Origin of the sequence: Tautonia rosea (genome assembly GCF_012958305.1) — a bacterium.
Classification (GTDB): Bacteria; Planctomycetota; Planctomycetia; order Isosphaerales; family Isosphaeraceae; genus Tautonia; species Tautonia rosea.
The window spans coordinates 1-19,131 of record NZ_JABBYO010000009.1 but is presented as its reverse complement, the minus strand read 5'-3'; the positions used below and the strand labels follow the sequence as shown (position 1 = coordinate 19,131).

The following is a 19,131-nucleotide window of genomic DNA, read 5'->3' as shown; positions in this document are numbered from 1 at the left end:
ATGGCCCCGCTCGCACCGGTCAGGCGAAGGAGCCATCCATCCTGAGGGAGCTTCCTGACGATGGATGACATCCGTGTTGAGCAGTCATTCGATCCTCCCACACCCCGGCGCTCGGCCGAGTTCGTCGAGCGCAAGGGGCTTGGCCATCCCGACTCGATCTGCGACCACGTGATGGAGTCCGTCTCCGTCGCGCTTTGCCGGTTGTACCGCGAGGCATCGGGACGGGTCCTGCACCACAATGTCGATAAGGGCTTGCTGATCGCTGGGCAAACGACGCCGAGGCCTGGTGGAGGAACCGTTGAGGAGCCGATGCGGATCGTCCTTGGTGACCGTGCCGTCAAGACCTGGAACGGCCAACCGCTCCCGGTCAACGACCTGGCCGTTGCAACAGCCCAGGATTGGATCGGCAAGCACCTCCGCTTCGTCGATCCCAGCCGCCACGTCTCGTATCAGGTCGAGCTCCAGCCGGGCTCCGCCGAGCTTCGGGGGCTGTTCCAGGACGCACGCCCCTCGGCCAATGACACCTCGGTCGGCGTCGGATTCGCCCCACTCTCCGAGACCGAGCGGCTCGTGCTGGAAACCGAACAGTGGCTGAACGACCCCGTCACCAAGCATCGTTGGCCTGAGGCCGGTGAGGATGTGAAGGTCATGGGTGTCCGCCGCGACCGGACGCTGGAGCTGACCGTCGCCGTCGCGTTCGTTGATCGATTTGTTGCTGACGAGACTGCCTACTTCAGGCGCAAGGCAGCCCTTGAGGCAGACTTGCACGCGTACCTGACTGGTCAGCTCAAGGAGATCGATGGAGTCGAGGTCCGAATCAACGCGCTCGATGTCCCCGGCCGAGGTGTCGAGGGGATGTATCTTACGGTGCTCGGTACGTCGGCCGAGTGTGGTGATGGCGGCGAGGTCGGCCGCGGCAACCGCGTCAACGGCCTGATCAGTCTCAGCCGCCCCATGACCCTGGAAGCGGCCGCCGGCAAAAATCCGACCTGCCACGTCGGAAAGATCTATCACCTGCTGGCCCACCGGATCGCGGCCATGGTCCACGCCAGGATCGAGCCGGTCGAGGAGGTCACCGTTTGGCTCTGCAGTCGGATCGGCCGTCCGCTCGATGATCCCTGGTGTAGTTCGGTTCGTGTGGCCCTGACATCCGATGCCAGCGTCGGGGACGTCGTCGGCCCGATCGGCGACCTTGTCAGAGAGGAACTCGCGGGAATCGGCCTCTTCGTCGATCGTCTGGTCCTGGGCGAATTGCCCATCGCGTGAGCCTTGGGAACGACCTGACAATTCCGACGAGGCGGAATCAGCCATCACCTTGAGTGAAACGAAACTCGGCTCCCGAACGACTCTCCCTCTCACTTCCAGGCGACCCGATGAATTCGGCCGTCTTGACCTCCGACCAGCAGATCCGCGTCGGTTGGATCCACGGCAATCGCGTAGGCCCAGCCGTCGATCGCGGGCAGATCCGCGGTGACTTCGACGGTTGTTGGGTCGATGAACCGGACACGACCGTCGGCACAGCTCACCACGGCCCGTGAGCCGTCGGGTAGCCAGGCCAAGGCGAGCGGTACCGAGTCCAGACGGACGAAGCGAACCATTCGGCCGATCGCGGGTTGCCAGAACCGGACGGTTCGGTCATCACCGGCCGTCGCCACCACGGCCAGGCCCGCACCGCCGGGACGTGGCGCGGCAGCATTGACCGGCAGGGTGTGGTGATCGAGGCTGTGGACCAAATCCCCCGACGCGATCTCCCAGACCCGAAGGCTCTGGTCTCGACCCGCGCTGACGAGCAAGCCCTCTCCTGGCATCGACGCCAGCGCCGACACGCCTCGGGAATGCCCTTCAAGGCGGCGAATCACCTTGCCCGAGGCGACCTCCAGCAAGACGATGCTGTGGTCGAGGCTTGCCGCTGCGATCGTATCCTCGTCGATCCAGACCAGGTCAACGACCGAGTCGGTCTGCTCCGAGAAGGTCACTCGCAATGCTCCTCCGGGCCAGTCTCGGATCTCGACGGTCCCCTCCACCGTGGGCTGGCCACCTCCCACCGCGAGCCGATCCCCCGATGGAGAGAACGCCAGCGCATGCAGGTTCGTGCTCTCCGATTCCAGGGTTGCCCGCAACCTGAGCTCAGCCCGGTCAAGGATCAGGATTCCACGTTGCGAGGTCGCCACCAACGATGCGCCGTCCGGAGCGAACGCCAGATCGGTGATTGGCGGTTCTCCGACCGAATACGGGCGAGCATGGAGGGAGACACCCCACCCGAGCATCAGCGAAAGCGCAATCAAGATCGAAACAGATTGCTTCATTCGAACGTCTCGATCAGAGCCAAATCGGCACAGAGGCCGAAGACGGTTGCGGTCAGGCAATCAGATCCCGCACGATCCGTGCTCCCTCCGGAGCGACACGGACGGGTCGCCCGTCCGAGGTCTGGAGCTCCAGCTTTGGATCAATTCCCAGCAAGGTGTATATCGTGGCCGCAAGATCGGCCGGGGTGACCGGGGAGTGATCGGGGTATTCGGCCAGCGAGTCGCTGCCGCCGATCACCTGACCACCCCTCACGCCACCTCCGGCGAGGACCACGCTGAAGACGTTCGGCCAATGGTCTCGACCGCCGTTGGAGTTCATCTTCGGAGTCCGGCCGAACTCTCCCATCACCACGACCAGCGTTTCATCGAGCATCCCCCGGTCGGTCAGATCCTCGATCAGGGCCGACAGCGCCCGGTCCAGCGAGGGTAAATGGGCGCTCTGATCCCCTCGATAGCGTTCCTTGAGCTGAACGATGTTGGCATGCGAGTCCCAGCCGGAGCTGGTCACTGTGACGAAGGGGACACCTCGTTCGATCAGGCGACGGGCCAGCAGGCAGGACTGGCCGATGCTGTTCCCGCCGTCCCTGCCATATCGGGCCCGAAGCCGGTCGTCCTCCTCGTGCAGGTTGAAGGCCCCCTTTGCTTCGGGTGAAGTGATCAGGTCGAAGGCGCGTTCCAGATCCGGGTCTGTCTGGGCCGATGGCGCGGCGTCTCGGGCTCGGCTCAACGCGTCAACCGCGGCGGCGAACTCATGCCGACGAGCCAATCGGGAGACATCGAGCCCCTCGGCCAGGTCAAGGTCGCGGACCTTGAAGTCCGGCCGCGCCGGGTCCCCCCCGACGGCGAAGGGCCGGGTTGCTCCGGGCAGATAGCCGTGTCCGCTCAGGTTGCCGGTGAACTGGGGGATGGCGATGTTCGGCGGCAGCACTCCCGGGTTCTCCCGGACGTGGGCGACGGTGGCGCCGAACGACGGATACTCAAGTGCAGGTGTCGGCGCGTATCCTGTCAACACATAATGCGTCCCCAAATTGTGCTCTCCCAGCGGCGATGTCATCGACCGGACAATCGCCAGCTGATCGAGGACTGTTGCCGTCCGCTCCAGGCACTCGCCCAGCCTGACGCCGGGGATCGACGTGGCGATCGTCCCAAACGGCCCTCGGACCTCCTCCGGAGCGTCCGGCTTCGGGTCGAATGTCTCCAGGTGGGATGGCCCGCCGTCGAGCCAGATCAAGATGCATGATGTTGCGTTCGGCGCAAGCCGGGGATCGGCAACTCGGGCTCGAGCGGCCTGAAAGAACTGCCCAAGCCCGAAGCCCAGGGCCGTTAGCCCCCCGACCCGCACAACATCCCGCCGGCTGACACTGTCGCACCGTCTGGAGCCACTCATCCGCATCTCCTCGGAATTTGATGTGATCGGTCGTTTCGAGCGTCAGGCCTGCGGCAATGGCCTCGCCATCCTGATCAGTGGTTCGTGCGGAACTCGTCCGAGGCCAGCAGGCCCCAGACCATGTCTTCAAGCAAGGCGCGCTGCTCGTCCGCAGGGCGATCGTCATCGACATGGTCCTCCCAGAACCGGCGTTCCTTGTCCGAGAGATGCCGGCCAAGCGCGGCCACGAAGAACGCATCGATGATCTGCAACGGCGTCATCCCAGCATGGATCAAACGGTCGAGACGCCCGCCCGATGCCCCGATTCGGGCGTTGAGCAACGGGCCGTTGATCAGGTGGAGCGCCTGGGGCAGCCCGCCGGCAGTTGATCCCTCATCCTCGCACGATTCAACCCGGTCGCAGCGTTCCAGCACTTCGAGCGACCGAGAGGGGACGGCAGAGTCAATCAAGGCGACCGCCCTCGTCCCCAGGGGTTCATCGCCATAAGGCTCGGGAATGCCCAGAACGTCCGAGAAGGCATCGGCCAGGACCTCCGGCTCCAGCGGTCGGCGGAGGGCATGCGAGGAGAATCGGTCGTCGAAGGCATTCGCATCCAGGGCCGTCGCCTCCCGAGCGTAGGAGACGCTGGTCGCAATCAGGCGGATCGTGTGCCGCAGTCGGTACCCATTTTCCTCGAAATCCTCGGCCAACAGGTTGAGGAGTTCAGGGTGGGTCGCCGGATTGGTGGACCGGAAGTCGTCGACCGGAGACACCAGGCCGCGACCCATCATCCGGGCCCAGAGCCGGTTGACGATCGCTCGGGAGAAGACAGGGTTGTCGCGGTCGGTCAGCCAATCGGCCAGCGCGGCCCGCTCGCCTCCCGCGTCTTGTAGAAACGCCTCACCGGGAATCCGAGGGCGAGCGGGCTCCAGGGTGGCCGGATGGATCACATCGCCGTCGGGGTCGGGCTCGATGACGCGGCCCCCCTTCACCTTCGCGAAAATGGCGGCCAGGCCGTGATAGTCGTCCTGGGTCCAGCGGTCGAGCGGGTGATCGTGGCAATTGGCGCATCGAAGTCGACTGCCCAGGAACAGCTCGCTCACGAACTCAGCCTGCTCCCTCGGTCCGTTGCCAGTCCGAGAAAAATTGGCAGGCCCGTTGTGGTGGGTGTCTCCCTCGGCCAGAAGCACCGACCGGGCGATCGTGTCGTAGCCTGCGTCGTCGCGGACCTGCTCGGCAAGCCACCGATGGTAAGCTGTCGCCCCCTCCAGCTCCCGGTTCGGACCCCGGCCCGAGGGGCGAACCCGGAACAGCTTCGCCAGTTGCAGCGTCCAGTATGAGCTGAATTCGTCCGAACGAAGCAGGCGCTCAACCCTCTCCTCCCGCTTCGACAGCCCTGGGTCGGCCAGGAACGCATCGACCTCCTCCGGTGTCGGGAGCCGACCGGTCAGGTCGAGCGTTACCCGCCTCAGGAAGGTCGCGTCGTCGGCGAGGGGAGAGGGTGGGATTCGAAGCATCTCAAGCATTTCAAGAAGATGCTCATCAATGAAATTGCGCCGAGGTTCGCTCGACAGATCGATCGGAGCCTTTCCGGGAGGCACGATGAACTCGATCGGTTCGACGTGGCCGAGATATCGGGCGATCACAATGTGCCGGCCGGCCCGGGAGACCCGTGCAATCGCCTCATCCTGGTCAATGGCGACGGCCGAGGGATCTTCCACCGAGAACACGGCCCATCTTGTCACATCGGCCAGGCTGCCGTCGGAATAGTGCGCCGTTACCCGGAGCGGAATCGGCTCATCCAGGAATTCGCCGAGATGTCGATCAGGCTTCACGACCACCCGCACCTGCCTTCGCGACGACTCGGTTTCGGCTCCCTGGGCGATCCAATCCCGGAGCAACACGGCGGCCTCCGAATCCTCCTCGAAGAGGAAGCCTCCTCCGTGGTCAAGAGCAAGGGTCGGCTTGGCCAGCAGAAGACTCTCCTCAGGATGGGCCAGATTGATCCTCCTCCCTTCGAGCTGCCGGACGATCGCCTGAGCGTCAGCGTCGGGATTGCCCCCATACAAGGAGAGCCCAAAGCCCCCCCTTCCCACCGCTGCGCCGTGGCAGACCCCCGCGTTGCAGCCGAACCGCGTGAACAGCGGCATCACGTCGTTCTCGAAGTCGACGCGGTCGGCCCGAGCAGAACCGGCGGCACTCCCATACTCGGCCATCGCCAAGCTCAGGACCAGGAAGGCGGTCGCCCCCCTCCAGGCAATCCATGGCATGCTGCTGCGCTCCTCTCGATCGGAGTCGGATTCGAGAACGCAAGGGGCTGGTCTATCTCAGCGGCGGTTCCGCACCCGCCTCTGCTCCTCTTGTGCCTGGGCCTTGGCGATCCAGGTGCCGAAGGTGTCGCGGTCGACCTCCAGCAACTCAGCGATCGCGCCCAGCACGTGAGGGTCCGCATAGATCCCACCCTGCGGGAAGGCAAAGCTTCGCGTGACCATCCCCCCTTTGGCGAAGAGGATCGTCTGCGCCACGTTTCGGTTCAAGCCGTACACGCCGGGGCCGTCTCGACCGTCGGTGGTGTAACCCAGCACGACCGTTTCCCCCAGGTACGGCGCGATCCGGCCGGCCATCTCCTCCGAGGCGTTGCGGTCGTCGTCCATCAACACGACCGTCACGACCAGCGTGCTGCCCGATTCCTCGGCAATCGTTGGCAGAAACCTCGTCAAGGCCAGCACACTCCGAAGACCCTCGATTCCCCCCTGAAAGATGAGCAATTGAGGAGATTCCCCCGCAATCGCCACCGGGTTGACCGTCTTGCCGTCCCGCTCTCCTGCGACCCCAATCATCTCGAAGTCGGGCAACGCCTCGCCAGGTTGTGGGCCGGAAAAGAGGGGACGATCCTGCGCGGCGACGAAGGTGGCCGGGTCTTTCACCTCGACCCGACGGCCTTCGTACGCTCGGTCCTGGGCCGGTGATGCCGTCCCGAAGACTCCAAGCAACATCAACGCAAGGGCGATTCGTGCCATGGTTTGATTCCTCATCGAGAACGTTACGACCATTCGACCCCTGGGTCTCCTCGTGGAAACGCCCAACTTCCGACATCCCATCACCAAACGCTCCTGAAGCATGTCGCGTGCGTCGGCTCGATTAGGGACACGAGGCACCCATGTCAGAACAGCGTCGTCTCCTGCACGATCCGGATCAAGCCCCATGCAACCATCACCAATCATATCCGGATCAGAGAACCTCAGACCAGATCAAGTCCGGCCCCGTGGTCTTGGCCCGCGAACTCTCCCCCGTCAACGCGTGTCGAGGTCCCCGAGGCTTGCAACATTCGCCAACCGCTCACCCTTGCCTGCGTCAGTCATGTTGGGGCTTCGACCCTCTCGCGGACGTCCGGTCGCATCCCCCGGCTCGCTTCCGCTCTCAGACTCAAGACCTCGTGATCCTCCCGGTTCCAATCAGCGTTGAGAAACGCGTCGATCGGGTCCGGCCAGGTCCCTCGCAATCGCCTAAAATATCTCTTGTGTACTAAAGTTCACTATGGTAGAGTTCCCAACATGGTGTCCGATTGCGATCCCCACCCTGCCGAGGAGATCGTTATGTTCTCGTGCTTCTGTCGATCGGGCTTCCCCACTCCCTTTTCGGCCGATGACCCCGCCGAAGAGCTTCAAAACCCGACGGCAACTGCTCTGAATCCTTCCCCCGGCCGAAGCACGATTCTCGGAAAAGTCGTGTTTCAAACCCACCGGGGAGAGCCGGCTGAGGCGATTCTCGACCACCAGGGGCGATGGTGCTGTCCCCAACTGCCGGTCCTCGATCGGGTTTTGAACATCCTCTATGAGCCGGGACGGGTGCCCGGCGGCAATCTGCCTTTCGGATATGCCGAGCTCATCCGCGTGGCCGCCTGGCTCAAGGGGCACGTCTCTCTGCCTCGCTCCTGAACCGCGGAAGCCGAACCGCAGGGGCACCACAATGCGTCTGCAGCACCTTACATCGCTCTCCAGAATTGCGCGGCAACGTCAGGAACGGGGCTTCGGCTCAAGGTCCCTGAAGGGGCTGTTCCTCATTCCTGCGGGGCGATCCCGACCCTGAAGCACCGCTCGAAACGCCACAAGGCGAGTCGGGTCGATGGGAATCAGCGTTCCCGTCGCCCCGAACTCGCCTCGCGACTCAATCGCCAGGAGGATCATTTGACCCGGTCTTGCCATCACATGCGACGGCGGCCGGAGGTCAATGCGCCGGAACCTCACTCGGGATCGAGCTCATACGCCGAGCCCGTCGGGCTCTGCGGGCTATCCACCCCACCCCGGCAAGACCCATCGCCAACGAGAGCATACTCGCAGGCTCGGGGATGGGCGCCACACTCCCCGAAACGCCGAACAGGGCCGGAACCTTGTCACTGCCGGCGCCCGTCGGGATGGCCTGGAACCGCACCACAAAGGACCTCAGTCCCCCACCATCACCGGGGGGAACGCTGAGCGTTTCGAGAAACGACACGGCCGAGAGGCTGTCGAATCCCGATCCCTTCAGCGCAAACTCGAAGCGGCCAGACTCACCCGCCGCCAGGCCGCGCTGGGGCCGGCCGTTCCCGATGCCCACCTCGATGTCGAACTGCCCGAAGGGTTCCAGCCCGAAGGCGTTCTTCCCGAGTGCCGCTTGAAAATCGTCGGGAGCAGATGTCAGCGAAAGCCCGCTGATCGCGTCTCCGGGGTTATTGAAGACAAACCGCGTCAGATAGCCCCCCACCGCCGGATCCATGGTGTTGGTCAATTCAAGAATCAACGAGGCGTTCTGGTCGTCAACCGCCGAGAAATGGAACACGCCCGAGAACGAACCGAGCCCCTCAGTCCGGGAATTCAGGTCCGTCGAGAGCACGATCGAATCGCCCCGGGCCAACGGGCTGGCGACCAGTGCCAGCACCGAGACCCCGACAATCCCTAAGGTCTTCACGATCTTCATGGTGACAATCGACCGATCCATTCAGAAATGCTCCCTTGAAACGCTCGTCAACGCATCGTCGGGGCGGACCTTCCACGCCGCCCGTTGTTCGACAACGGACCTCTCGGCGCAGCCGACGAATCAGAGATCGCGCAGAACATGCGTCTGTGTCTTCTACGCCGTCCCCACGCCGGGGTGACGCTCATGATTGGATGTTCGGCCGCGCCGATCGAGGATCGTGCCGACGTCGGAGTCCCGTGTTGATCCCAATCAACACCGAGGGGCAGCCCCTTGGGGAAGGGCCGCCCCTCGTTCCGACTCTCAGAGGTTCAGAAGGCGGTTTCAGGACGCGAAGGGATGTTGCACCGCGCTCCGATCAATTCTCCTGGTCTTCCTCGCGCTTGGAGAAGACCTTGAAGACATCGCCGATGACCCGGTTGGCCAGCTCGTCGAGCGTCTCGTAAATCACCGCCTCGGCGTCTGCCGTCAAGGGCGACATCTCCGGCTCGTAACCTCCCACCGGATAGGCGTTCGCCGGGGCGATGTAGCCAATACCGCCGTTAGCATACCCAATGACCAGCGGCACCGCGCGGTCGGCGATCAGACCTTCAATGTGGAACCCGAGCTCGACCATCGGCTCGCCTGGCATGGTCAGGATCAGGTAGGGGCCGATCTTCAGGGCCATCATCTCCGAGGGGACCGGCTCCTCCTTGCCTGGCAAATTCACAACCTCGCTTGCAGACCGAATCCGGTAGTACGACGGCCGCTCCTTGAGCTGCTCGCGGACGACACTCCGCGACAGGGCCCGAACCACCGCTCCTCCCAGATCACGGCCGGCCCACTGAATGTCGGCCTCGTCGGCGCATCGGTAGGGAAGGCCGGGGAGGTTCGGCCGGATGTCCCCCGAACACCCCTGAAGGAACATCGCGGTCGTCTCTCCTCCGTAAATGGCTTCGATATAGCGTCGAGCCTCTCCCGGAAAGTCGGCGCTCATCTTCGGGTAGCCCCCAGGGTAGGGGGGGGTGCCATCGTCTCCCCAGGTGAAGAAACACGGGTGGCAAACCCCCAGCATGACCACCGCCATCGGCGTGAGCGACTTGCCGTCGTCGAATCGAAGCACCTTCACGCGACGATCATTCGGCCCGTCCGGGTTCAGCCGCACGACCGCCTGGCCGTTGATCACCTTGCGCCGGTTGATGCTGAAGGTGATCTCATCCTCGCCATAGCCGATCGTCACCGGCCGCATCCCCTTGGCGGCCTCGGTCGCGGCCTCCTTGATCTTGGCCGTCACCTCCTCGGCCCACGCAGAACCAGGGGTGTAGCCCGGTCCCGAATGGTTGTGCGAGGCCGCCACGAGGATCTGATTGCTCGGCACCCCGGCGGCTTCCGAGACGGCGGATCGGGTCGCCTCGACCAGGCTCGACCAGGCCTCAAGTAGGTCATAGGTCACGATCGCCGCGCGGGTCTCGCCGTCGTCGAGCACCAGGACCTCGGCCCGAATCGGGTCGCGGACTCCTTCGACGTGCCGGGGGTGGCCGACTACGTCCATCCCCCCTTCCGGCATTTCCGGAGTGATGTCGACCCGGGCCACCCCGGCCTTCAGGTTCGAATCGACCGGGAAAGCCCCATCCTCGCCCCGAGCGTTCGGAACGAGGGACAGTGCGGCGAGCCATCCCGCCAGGACTGGTGTGCGCATCATGGTTGCAAGGACTCCAAAGAACGTCGGCCGCGAGGCCAGTCAAGGTGCCGGGCGAGGAAGTCGAATGTGGCCTCCCCTTTGATCAGGTGCCCGCCATTGAAAAAGGTGATCTCCGAGCGATCGCCGATCCCCAGCGTATCATACAGCCGCCGGACTTTCGCATATTCATACGCGACCCACTCGTCCGGCGCGACACCGTCAGAGTGCCCACGCTCGACCATGAACGGCCGAGGGGCGATCAGGGCGGCCATCTCTGCATAATTGAATCCGGACGCAAGGTCCCATTCGTACATGTCGTACTCTACCGTGTACAGGTAGCTCAGCGTTCGATAGAGATTGGTACATTTGACGACCCACTCATTGAAGTCGGCCGAGCAAATCGACAGGCAATAGCCGTCGATCAGGGCCGGCACCCGCATGGCCGTCTTGCCGCCGTAAGAAAGCCCGTAGAAAGCAATCCGCTCGGGATCGACGCTCGGTAACGTCTTCAACCATTCGATCGTCCGCTCGTGCTGACGCACGATGACCGAAAACAGCGACGCCTTCAAGGGGTGCAACTTGCGCTGCAGCGTCCGAAACCGATCCTGTCCGATGTACGGATTCTGAGGTGCATAGACGATGTAACCCAGGTCGGCCAGCGCCGCTCCGTAGGAGTTGTACGGCGATTCGACCCCCGGGATCACGATCGGGTCCGGCGTCCCTTCCAGACCGTGCTGGCAAACGATCACCGGCCGTTGCTCCCCTTCGGCCAGGTCTTTCGGTAAGAGCAGAATGCCCGAGGCGACCACGTCGGGCAGGACCGGGATCTCGACGGCGTACCCTTCAAAGTTTGCCTCATCGAGGACCTTGATCGATCGAGGTTCGAGCGGCTCCGTCGCGCTCGGAATCTGACCAATCAGCTCCTCGCGGAACCTCTCGCGGAAGACTTGGGTCGAGGCGTGCCAGGTGTCGGGCGAGGACCGATCCGCCTTCGACCACATCGCCTCTCGACGATATTCGGAGGTCCGAAGCACCTCCTGCGTGTGGCGCTGAAGGGCCCGGACCCAGCGGCCCATCCGAGCGACGGGATCAGGCAAGGCGGCCTTCTCGGCCCATCGCGGTTCAGGAATCGATTGCTCATCATCGGCCTGTTCGTCTCGACCGAGCAGCATTTCCAGGAAATTCCGACGCGCGAGATCACCCGCGTTCAGCGATTGCGCTCGCGAGACTGGGCCGATGCGGAAGCGTTTGCGATCGAGATCCTCGGTCAGTCGGATCAGGCGAGCGAATTCGTTGACAGTTCCTTCTATGTCGATTGCCTTGAGCGCTCCCGAAGCGGCCACAGCTCGCCCGTTGACGGCCGGCGGAGGACCATCAACCACAGGTCCGAGGCACGGCTCGATCAGCAAGGCCCGGGGGGCGATCAGGCTGGCGATCTCGGCATCGCCAAACTCATTGAGCAAGCCCCAGATGTCTCGTTCGATCGGTTCCCGCCAGACTTCCTGACGATTGCCGAAGAAACCGGCCACCCAGGCGGCATCGACCCGCTCGTCGAGGGCGGCTGCGTACAGGGCGATCAGCCCCCCTTCGCCGTGCCCGGCCACACCAATCGGCAACTCGGCCTGTCCGTCTCGGGTGAACCAGTCAAGGGCGGCCCGGACGGCGTTGACCTCATATCCGATCGGGTGACGGCCCGTCTCGAACCCCTGCCGCCAGAGCCATTCACGGTGCGTCAGGTTCGTCATCGCCACGTCAGGGTTGCCCGAGAAGGTGGTGGACCGATCGAGCAAGACGGGCACGACGACCCGACATCCCGCCTCGGCCAGCAGTCGAGCCACCTGAGACTCAGGCGGCAGGCCGTCGGTCAGTCCAACGATCGCCTCCGGGAGCACGTCGCAGTCGGCCATGACCACGACGTTGGCGATGACCTCCCCCTCGGGTTCCAGCATAAGGCCCTCGGCCTGCACCTGGGAGAAGACGTCCCATCGAACGGCGAACACGCGAAATCCGTCGGCTCGGGCGATCTCGGCCGGGTGCTCCGTGGTACCAACAAGGTGCATGGCCACCGGCTCGACCCGAGGGTCGACCGCCCCGATGATCCGCTCCAGCCGCTTCCGGTTCGGATCGACCGACCGGGCATACGCCTTCGCGCTTGAGCCATCACGGTTCCAGTGCCTCGATCGGCCTGCGATGCTGGCCGCCGTTTCCCGATCGAGGAACCGATGCAAGCCCTCGACCATGGCCTGCGCCGCCTCATCCGTGCTTCCTCGATCGTCCCAGGCAGACGTCCCGGGGAGCGATTGCGCGGAGGCGGGAAGGGCCGAGACCATCAAGGCCAGGCCCGCAAGGATGATCCGAACCATCGGCGATTCTCCTTCGGAGCAAACCGGATCACGTCGTCGAGTCGCATCGATACCCCGCCGCGAGGTCGGACACAAGAGGCCACGGGCCGATCCGCCCTGATCGCCTCTCCCCACCGGCTGGCGAAACGATCGGAAAAATCTGCCCGATCGAACCATCGGCACACGATCGTCGTTAGGGTGTTGCTATCGCGGAATTTCGGTCGAATGAGCCGCATCCCCGCATCGCCTCGCACGGTCTAGCTGCTTGCGTTTCCCTCAGAAATGTCGTAAATAGTAAAATTGTACCGCCTGGAGAATTTGCTACATCTGGGACGGATGGGCGGCCAGCGGTCTCCCCCCGACATGGATGGCCAGGTCATCCATTTTCTTGGAGCAGAGACGATGCATCGGATGTTGAGTCGAGCCCTCGTGCTCTCGGCCGCAGTCTTTGGAGTGACAGCGGTGCAGACGGCGCAGGCCTGTCATGGTTGCGGTCAACCCGCCGCTCCGTGCGTGCAAATGGTTCCGCAAACGGTGACAACCTACTGCAACGTGACCGAGACGGTCTTCGACTGTGTTCCGGTTACGGTCATGCAAACGAAATATCGCGTGGAGCACGTGCCGGTTGAAGTTCCGGTCAAGCGATTCGTGATCGAGGAAGTTCCTGTCACGAAGATGGTGACCCGAACACACAAGGTCACGGAATATGTTCCTGCGAAGGTCAAACACCGCAAGCACGGGCACTGCGCCCCGGATTGCTCGGTGCAAATGGTGCCGGTGACCCGCTGCATTCCCGAGCAGGTGCCGGTGACGACGACCGTCAAGCGGAAGGTTCCGATCACCGAGATGCAGACCCGGATGAAGCCGGTTCGGGTTGCGGAACAGGTTCCCGTGACGATCACCAAGAAAGTTCCCCGACAAATTGTCAAGCAGGTTCCGGTGACCAAGACCGTGATGGTGCCTGTGACCTACGCTCCGGTGACCTACGCCGCGCCGACCCCGCAGGTTGCTCCCACGGCCCAAACGGCCTCGCCGCAGGGCTGATTCCGGTTTGGGCCTCTCCCCCCTCAGGGGGGGCGTGCCTTGACCGATTGAGACAATCCAGACCCTCGGCCGATCCTTCGGGGTTGCCGGGGGTCTTTCTTTTCTGTGCCAGCCTCCCCGTTTCTGGGCGTCCTGGCCGCCTCGCAGGGTGAGGGTGGGCTTGCGGAGTCGTCTCACAGGCGGGAGAATGCGGGAGTGAGGCCGCATCGGCCGACGCTTGAATCTGCTTCGAATACCGATTGAACGCAACGAAAGTGCGAGGAAGCTCGTCATGGCTCAGTGCCAGACCAATCCGGACGGCCGCTGCACGATGGAGCCGCCCTGCCCGCCCGGCGAATGTTATCTGGGGTCGGTCCTGCTGAAGGAACATGCGGCCGTGGCCGCCTCGGTCGTGGAACAGCCCAGTATCGCCCGGTATCTGGCCGGCGTGACGCTGCCTTACGCGCGAACTCCGGTCATCGAAGGAGAGGAGTGGGAACGCACCAAGCTGGCCCTGATCAACGCCGTGCTCGATACCCTCGTGCCCGGCGGCCGCCTGGTCGTCGAGTCGGAGGAGGAAACTGGTGAGCCGACCCGGGTCTACCTAGGCCGCGGCCAGGCCTTCTCGCGTCCTCGATCGCTTCCCGACGTGCTTCGCGAACTGGCCGATTGCCTCGACGGCGGGAAGTAAGCTCGTTGAGCCATGTCCCTCTCCTCACGTCGGTGCTCGACAGACCCCTGGGAGAGGGACCCAATCGACCGTTGAGTCACCTCGCAACGACGGCTCCGGACTTGCATCGAGATCGGCGACCGTAGGCTCGTCGCAAACCGTTCCCCAAGGGAGACGACGAGGAGCGGTCTCGGGAGTTCCGTCCCGCGTTCGTCTGGCGGTTGATGGTGGCCCTTCGGTGAAACCTGCCGGGGTAGAACCGGAAGGGAGATCGACGCATCGGTCCTCGAAGGGTGCAACCAAGGGATGATTCTCACCGAGGGTTTGACGAAGCATTACGGAGCCTTTCCGGCGCTGTCGAAGGTGTCGATGGAGGTCCGAAGGGGTGAGGTCTACGGTTTACTTGGGCCCAACGGCTCGGGGAAAACCACGACCATTCGCCTCTTGCTCGGCCTGCTGCGGCCTACGTCGGGATCGGCGAGTGTGGATGGGTTCGACTGCTGGCGGCACAGCCTGGAAGTCCGCCGACGGATCTCCTATATCCCCGGAGAAGTGCGCCTGCCGGGCTCGGTCCGGGGGTATCAATTGCTCCAGTACCTGAACAACCTCCGGGGCGGGGCCGGCATGGACCGTGCCGTCGCCCTGGCCGAGCGGGTGATGGGCCTCGACCTGCGTCGCAAGGTCCGCACCTTCTCCACCGGAATGAAGCAAAAGCTCGCACTTGCGCAAGCGTTTGCCGATCCAGTCGACATCCTGATCCTCGACGAACCGACCTCGGCCCTTGACCCATCCGCCCGTAACGATGTGCTTCGGCTGGTGACCGATGCTCGAACCCAGGGGCAGACCGTCATCTTCTCCGGTCACGTGCTGACCGAAGTCGAGCAGGTGGCTGATCGGGTGGCGATCATGAGACGAGGCCGGCTGATGCATGTCGAAGATATGCACGAACGCCGACGAAACCTTCGCCTCTTACTCGTCCGGTTCCAGGGGGCTCCTCCAGCCGCCTTGCCCGAGGAACTGGAACTCTCGGTCCGAGATCGCAACGGGGAGGTCCTCTTGCTCGAACACCGAGGTGCAGCAGGGCCGTTGCTCGGCTGGCTGGCGTCGCAGCCGGTGGCCGATCTGGCCATCGGCACTGAGGACCTCCGCGCCCTGTACGACCGATACCACGGCCCGAACCCCGAGCCCGATCCCGAGGACCGATGATGGCCCTGCTGACGATCGTCCGCAAACTCCTCGGCGAAACCCGAGGGTCGCTGCTCATCTCGACGCTCGGCTTCTTCGGGCTGGCCTTGCTCTGGAACTGGGGGATGTCAGAGTTCCAGTTCCCAAGCGCGTCGGAGGTCGAGGCCGACACATCGGTGGCCGCCGACGTGGAGGGAACCGAGGACACCGAGCGGGAGGAGCCTCGTCGCGAGCGACGCCGGGGCCGAGCGGGTCCTCAAATCTACGTCTTCTTCGGTGTGCCGGCTGAGCAAATGCTTGGGATTGCCCCGAGCGAAACGCCGACCCTGGCCATGCAGGTGGCAATCGCCAACCACCCTTTGGTGTTCCTCGCCCTGCTCGGCTGGGCGATCTCGAGGGCCTCGGCCGCCGTGGCCGGGGAAGTCGAGCGAGGAACGCTCGACCTGACCCTTTCGCGACCGATCCGCCGATCGACATTTCTGACCGCGCAGATCCTGGCCACGGTCCTCGTCTTTGCCCTGCTGGGCCTGGCGATCACTGCCGGGCATCTGGTCTCGTCTCGCCTGATCTTCCGGCTCAACGGAACCCCGGCACCGGTCGAGTACCTGCCGATGATCGGCTCGCTCATTGCGCTTGGGATGGCGGTCTTCGGCTACACACTGACCGTTTCCTCGGGAAGCCTGTCGCGGGCTCGGGCCGGCATCATCGGTCTGGCCATCACCCTGACCGGAATCGCCGGAATCATCTTCGCCCGGCAGTACGAGGAATACGACTGGGTGGCAAACCTCTCGGTCTTCGAGTTCTACGCCCCGGTCGCCAATACGCTCGACCCGACTCGCGAGCAATGGATGGACCTGGCCACCCTCGGCGGAGTCTTCGCCGTGGGCGCGATCGTCTCGTTCATCATCTTCTTGAGGAGAGATCTGCCGAGCAACAGCGGCTAAGATGGTCCGCGGCAACCCACCTCCCCATGACTGCCGAGGACCACGATGAGAAATCCACATTTGATTCTCTTTTCGGTTGTTTGTGTGCTCGGGCTGGTGCAATCGATTGGGGCTGAAGATCAACCGCATGCCGAGTTCTTCGCGGCCGAGGTGGACCGGATCACCGCCGAACCGTTGCTCGGGATCGACGACACCGAGACCTGGAAGGCCCGCCGTCCGCAGTTGCAGGCTCGCCTGCTGTCGATGCTCGGCCTCGACCCGATGCCCGAGCGAACCGACCTGAAGGTCGAGGTCCGCGGGATCGTCGAGCGCCCGGATTTCGTCGTCGAGCGGATTCTCTACCAGTCGTCCCCCGGCCTTTATGTGACGGCGAACCTGTATCGACCCAAGGTGGTCGAGCAACCGTTGCCGGCGATCCTTTATGTGTGTGGTCATGCGAACGTGGTCCGGGACGGGGTGATCTACGGCTGCAAGGCCCATTACCAGCACCATGCAGCCTGGTACGCCGCGAATGGGTATGTGTGCCTGCTTGTCGATACGCTGCAACTGGGCGAAATACCGGGCCTTCATCATGGAACTTATCGCGAGGGGAAGTGGTGGTGGCAATCTCGCGGGTACACGCCCGCCGGAGTTGAGGTCTGGAACGGGATCCGAGGGCTCGATTACCTCCAGTCGCGGCCCGAGGTCGACCCGGATCGCCTGGGCGTGACCGGCCGATCGGGGGGCGGGGCGATCTCCTGGTACCTGGGGGCGGTGGACGATCGCCTCTCGGCCGTGATCCCCGTGGCCGGCATCACCGACCTGAAGGACCACCTGATCAAAGGAGGGCCGACCGGCGCCCATCCGAACGGGGTGATCGAGGGTCATTGCGACTGCATGTACATGGTCAACACCGACGCCTGGGACTTCGATACCCTCGCCGCGCTGGTCGCCCCCAAGGCGTTGCTCGTCGAGAACACCGACGCCGACCCCATCTTCCCCGTACCCGGCATCCGCCGCATCTATGACACGCTTGAAACCGTTTTTGAGTGGTACGGCGCCTCCGACCGCCTCGGCCTGGTGATCGGCGAGGGAGGGCACCAGGATACCGAGGAGATCCGCCACCCGTCGTTCGCCTTCATGAACACATGGCTCAAGGGAGAGCCGACCAATCCCAGCGAGATCGAGGAGCCGGATCGGCGGGTCCCGATCGAGGAGCTGAAGGTGCTCGACGTGGATGAGCCGATCCCCGCCGACGCCCTCAACGCCCGGATCGACGAGACGTTCGTGCCGAAGGCCGAGGCTCCCCAGGTGCCGGGTTCGACCGAGGAGTGGGAATTGCTCAAGTCGGCATGGCTTGACCAACTCCGATCGGAGGTCTTCGGCGGCTGGCCTTCCGAGGAGGAAGTCACACCACTGGAGGAGGAGCTGGTGTCCGCGAGCGAACGCGACGGTGTGGTGATCCATCGGGTTGCCTTCACCTCGCAGCCTGGCGTTCGGCTTGACCTCTGGATGCTGAGCGAGTCGAACCGCCGTGATCAGCCAGGCCGGGTCAATCTCGTTGTGCTCCCCGAGGAACTGGCCCAGCCGATGGTGGCCGCTCTCGGGCCTGTCACGGAGGGAGAGGAGGTGCCCGAAGGGGCGATGGAACCGGCCGAGTGGCTTTTCCATTACCGGATCATTGCCGGCGAGCAGGACCCCTCGGCCCCGATCGTCTTCGTCTGCCCGAGGGGAACCGGGACAACTGCCTGGCCTGAGGTGAAGGAGACTCACCTCCGCCGTCGCTTCGCCCTGATCGGCCAGTCCCTCGACGGTATGCGCGTCTGGGACCTCTGCCGGGCGATCGCCGCCGTCGGTGAACTCCCTGGGCTGGCCGGGGTGCCGGTCCACCTGACCGCCGCACAGTCCGAGGCCCCGATCGCGCTGTGGGCAGCGGTTTTCGAGCCGGAGGTTGCACACGTCCGCCTCCGAGCCTTGCCCTCGTCGTACCGCGAAGGGCCGATCTTCCTGAACCTCGATCGGATCCTGGAACCGTCGCAGGCCCTCGGCCTGCTCTACCCGAGGCCGGTGACGGTTGACGACGCGACGGATCCGGCGGCATACGAGTGGGCCTCGGAACTGGCCAGGGAGCTCGGGCATGACGGACCGTGGCCAAAGGTGGTGGATTGATTCCGGTCTGTGGTCCCTGGTCGTGGTCTTGCCTTCGGTCTCCCCTCACCCGGCCTTCGGCCACCCTCTCCCCCGAGGACGGGGGCGAGGGTTGAGATCGGGCTCCCTCGCCCCGCAGGGGAGGGAGGGGTGAGTTGACGCGGAATCGATCCATGAATCGGGAGCGGGACGAGGAGAGAGGGGCGAGCGAGTTTAGTCAAGGCGAGGCGAGGAGGACCCGGAGGAATCGGGTCTTGTGCTGGTCTTGCGGAGCAGGATGTCAAAGAGCAAGCCACGCGAGGGGTGGACCGGCCCGGTCCGAGAAAACGGCTCAGCAGGGAACGGGTCGAAGGACAGCCGGCCGATCGGACGGTGGACGGTTCCCGAAGGCTCGGGCGGGGGTGAGGACGGGAGGGAGGGACGAGCGGCTGAGGGTCATTGGTCGACCGCACGATCGTCGGGGCGATGCGACGGGGGAAGGTGTTGGCCGAGCGAGGCGGAGGGGGGGGCGGGGGCGGAGCGGTCGGGCGCGGTGCGCTCGTCGGTGCGCGGTGC

14 protein-coding genes are annotated in these 19,131 nt (G+C 64.3%); 7 read left to right on the top strand and 7 right to left on the bottom strand.

The genetic code is table 11. From position 1 onward, the window contains the following. Positions 1 to 60 precede the first annotated feature (60 nt). On the top strand, positions 61 to 1,266 hold the full coding sequence (locus HG800_RS16700; protein ID WP_169977790.1) for a methionine adenosyltransferase: 1,206 nt from the start codon (positions 61 to 63) through the stop codon (positions 1,264 to 1,266). Between the two features lie 89 nt (positions 1,267 to 1,355). Here HG800_RS16700 and HG800_RS16695 read toward each other — a convergent pair whose 3' ends face one another. The 4 genes from HG800_RS16695 to HG800_RS16680 all read right to left on the bottom strand — a co-directional run bounded on the left by HG800_RS16695 (position 1,356) and on the right by HG800_RS16680 (position 6,692). Further along, a complete protein-coding gene (locus tag HG800_RS16695) occupies positions 1,356 to 2,306 on the bottom strand; it encodes a WD40 repeat domain-containing protein (RefSeq protein WP_169977789.1) in 951 nt (316 codons plus the stop codon). 52 nt (positions 2,307 to 2,358) lie between these two features. Then, positions 2,359 to 3,693, bottom strand: coding sequence for a DUF1501 domain-containing protein (locus tag HG800_RS16690; RefSeq protein ID WP_169977788.1), 1,335 nt, complete (start codon positions 3,691 to 3,693; stop codon positions 2,359 to 2,361). 74 nt (positions 3,694 to 3,767) lie between these two features. Next, positions 3,768 to 5,942, bottom strand: coding sequence for a DUF1549 and DUF1553 domain-containing protein (locus HG800_RS16685; protein ID WP_169977787.1), 2,175 nt, complete (start codon positions 5,940 to 5,942; stop codon positions 3,768 to 3,770). Between the two features lie 57 nt (positions 5,943 to 5,999). Continuing rightward, complete coding sequence (locus HG800_RS16680; RefSeq protein ID WP_169977786.1) at positions 6,000 to 6,692, bottom strand: hypothetical protein; 693 nt, start codon at positions 6,690 to 6,692, stop codon at positions 6,000 to 6,002. A 576-nt stretch (positions 6,693 to 7,268) separates the two neighbouring features. On the opposite strand from HG800_RS16680, the gene HG800_RS16675 reads away from it, so the two are divergent. Next, positions 7,269 to 7,610: a hypothetical protein gene (locus HG800_RS16675; RefSeq protein WP_169977785.1), complete on the top strand. Its 342-nt coding sequence runs from the start codon at positions 7,269 to 7,271 to the stop codon at positions 7,608 to 7,610. Between the two features lie 289 nt (positions 7,611 to 7,899). On the opposite strand, the gene HG800_RS16670 is transcribed toward HG800_RS16675, so the two are convergent. The 3 genes from HG800_RS16670 to HG800_RS16660 all read right to left on the bottom strand — a co-directional run bounded on the left by HG800_RS16670 (position 7,900) and on the right by HG800_RS16660 (position 12,648). After that, positions 7,900 to 8,649: a PEP-CTERM sorting domain-containing protein gene (locus tag HG800_RS16670; RefSeq protein WP_169977784.1), complete on the bottom strand. Its 750-nt coding sequence runs from the start codon at positions 8,647 to 8,649 to the stop codon at positions 7,900 to 7,902. Positions 8,650 to 8,983: 334 nt separating this feature from the next. After that, positions 8,984 to 10,306, bottom strand: a complete 1,323-nt coding sequence (locus HG800_RS16665; protein WP_169977783.1) for a hypothetical protein — start codon at positions 10,304 to 10,306, stop codon at positions 8,984 to 8,986. Next, complete coding sequence (locus HG800_RS16660) at positions 10,303 to 12,648, bottom strand: alpha/beta hydrolase family protein (protein ID WP_169977782.1); 2,346 nt, start codon at positions 12,646 to 12,648, stop codon at positions 10,303 to 10,305. The genes HG800_RS16665 and HG800_RS16660 overlap by 4 nt, the downstream gene beginning before the upstream one ends. Positions 12,649 to 13,029: 381 nt before the next feature. On the opposite strand from HG800_RS16660, the gene HG800_RS16655 reads away from it, so the two are divergent. From HG800_RS16655 to HG800_RS16635, 5 genes are all read left to right on the top strand, one after another. Beyond that, positions 13,030 to 13,671 carry a hypothetical protein gene (locus tag HG800_RS16655; RefSeq protein WP_169977781.1) on the top strand — a complete coding sequence of 214 codons (642 nt, stop codon included), beginning with the start codon at positions 13,030 to 13,032 and terminating at the stop codon, positions 13,669 to 13,671. A gap of 271 nt (positions 13,672 to 13,942) precedes the next feature. Next, positions 13,943 to 14,341 carry a hypothetical protein gene (locus HG800_RS16650; RefSeq protein ID WP_169977780.1) on the top strand — a complete coding sequence of 133 codons (399 nt, stop codon included), beginning with the start codon at positions 13,943 to 13,945 and terminating at the stop codon, positions 14,339 to 14,341. 285 nt (positions 14,342 to 14,626) lie between these two features. After that, positions 14,627 to 15,526, top strand: coding sequence for an ABC transporter ATP-binding protein (locus HG800_RS16645; RefSeq protein ID WP_169977779.1), 900 nt, complete (start codon positions 14,627 to 14,629; stop codon positions 15,524 to 15,526). Next, positions 15,523 to 16,449 (top strand): ABC transporter permease subunit, encoded by a 927-nt coding sequence (locus HG800_RS16640; RefSeq protein WP_169977778.1) that lies wholly within the window; start codon positions 15,523 to 15,525, stop codon positions 16,447 to 16,449. Before HG800_RS16645 ends, HG800_RS16640 begins: the two co-directional genes overlap by 4 nt. A 45-nt stretch (positions 16,450 to 16,494) precedes the next feature. Next, a complete protein-coding gene (locus HG800_RS16635; RefSeq protein ID WP_169977777.1) occupies positions 16,495 to 18,597 on the top strand; it encodes an alpha/beta hydrolase family protein in 2,103 nt (700 codons plus the stop codon). The last annotated feature ends 534 nt before the right edge of the window (positions 18,598 to 19,131 follow it).

What these genes read in the sequence shown, in the direction of transcription:
- HG800_RS16700 (WP_169977790.1), top strand. Translation starts at nt 61, where the DNA reads ATGGATGACATCCGTGTTGAGCAGTCATTCGATCCTCCCACACCCCGG.
- HG800_RS16695 (WP_169977789.1), bottom strand. Translation starts at nt 2,306, where the DNA reads ATGAAGCAATCTGTTTCGATCTTGATTGCGCTTTCGCTGATGCTCGGG.
- HG800_RS16690 (WP_169977788.1), bottom strand. Translation starts at nt 3,693, where the DNA reads ATGAGTGGCTCCAGACGGTGCGACAGTGTCAGCCGGCGGGATGTTGTG.
- HG800_RS16685 (WP_169977787.1), bottom strand. Translation starts at nt 5,942, where the DNA reads ATGCCATGGATTGCCTGGAGGGGGGCGACCGCCTTCCTGGTCCTGAGC.
- HG800_RS16680 (WP_169977786.1), bottom strand. Translation starts at nt 6,692, where the DNA reads ATGGCACGAATCGCCCTTGCGTTGATGTTGCTTGGAGTCTTCGGGACG.
- HG800_RS16675 (WP_169977785.1), top strand. Translation starts at nt 7,269, where the DNA reads ATGTTCTCGTGCTTCTGTCGATCGGGCTTCCCCACTCCCTTTTCGGCC.
- HG800_RS16670 (WP_169977784.1), bottom strand. Translation starts at nt 8,649, where the DNA reads ATGGATCGGTCGATTGTCACCATGAAGATCGTGAAGACCTTAGGGATT.
- HG800_RS16665 (WP_169977783.1), bottom strand. Translation starts at nt 10,306, where the DNA reads ATGATGCGCACACCAGTCCTGGCGGGATGGCTCGCCGCACTGTCCCTC.
- HG800_RS16660 (WP_169977782.1), bottom strand. Translation starts at nt 12,648, where the DNA reads ATGGTTCGGATCATCCTTGCGGGCCTGGCCTTGATGGTCTCGGCCCTT.
- HG800_RS16655 (WP_169977781.1), top strand. Translation starts at nt 13,030, where the DNA reads ATGCATCGGATGTTGAGTCGAGCCCTCGTGCTCTCGGCCGCAGTCTTT.
- HG800_RS16650 (WP_169977780.1), top strand. Translation starts at nt 13,943, where the DNA reads ATGGCTCAGTGCCAGACCAATCCGGACGGCCGCTGCACGATGGAGCCG.
- HG800_RS16645 (WP_169977779.1), top strand. Translation starts at nt 14,627, where the DNA reads ATGATTCTCACCGAGGGTTTGACGAAGCATTACGGAGCCTTTCCGGCG.
- HG800_RS16640 (WP_169977778.1), top strand. Translation starts at nt 15,523, where the DNA reads ATGATGGCCCTGCTGACGATCGTCCGCAAACTCCTCGGCGAAACCCGA.
- HG800_RS16635 (WP_169977777.1), top strand. Translation starts at nt 16,495, where the DNA reads ATGAGAAATCCACATTTGATTCTCTTTTCGGTTGTTTGTGTGCTCGGG.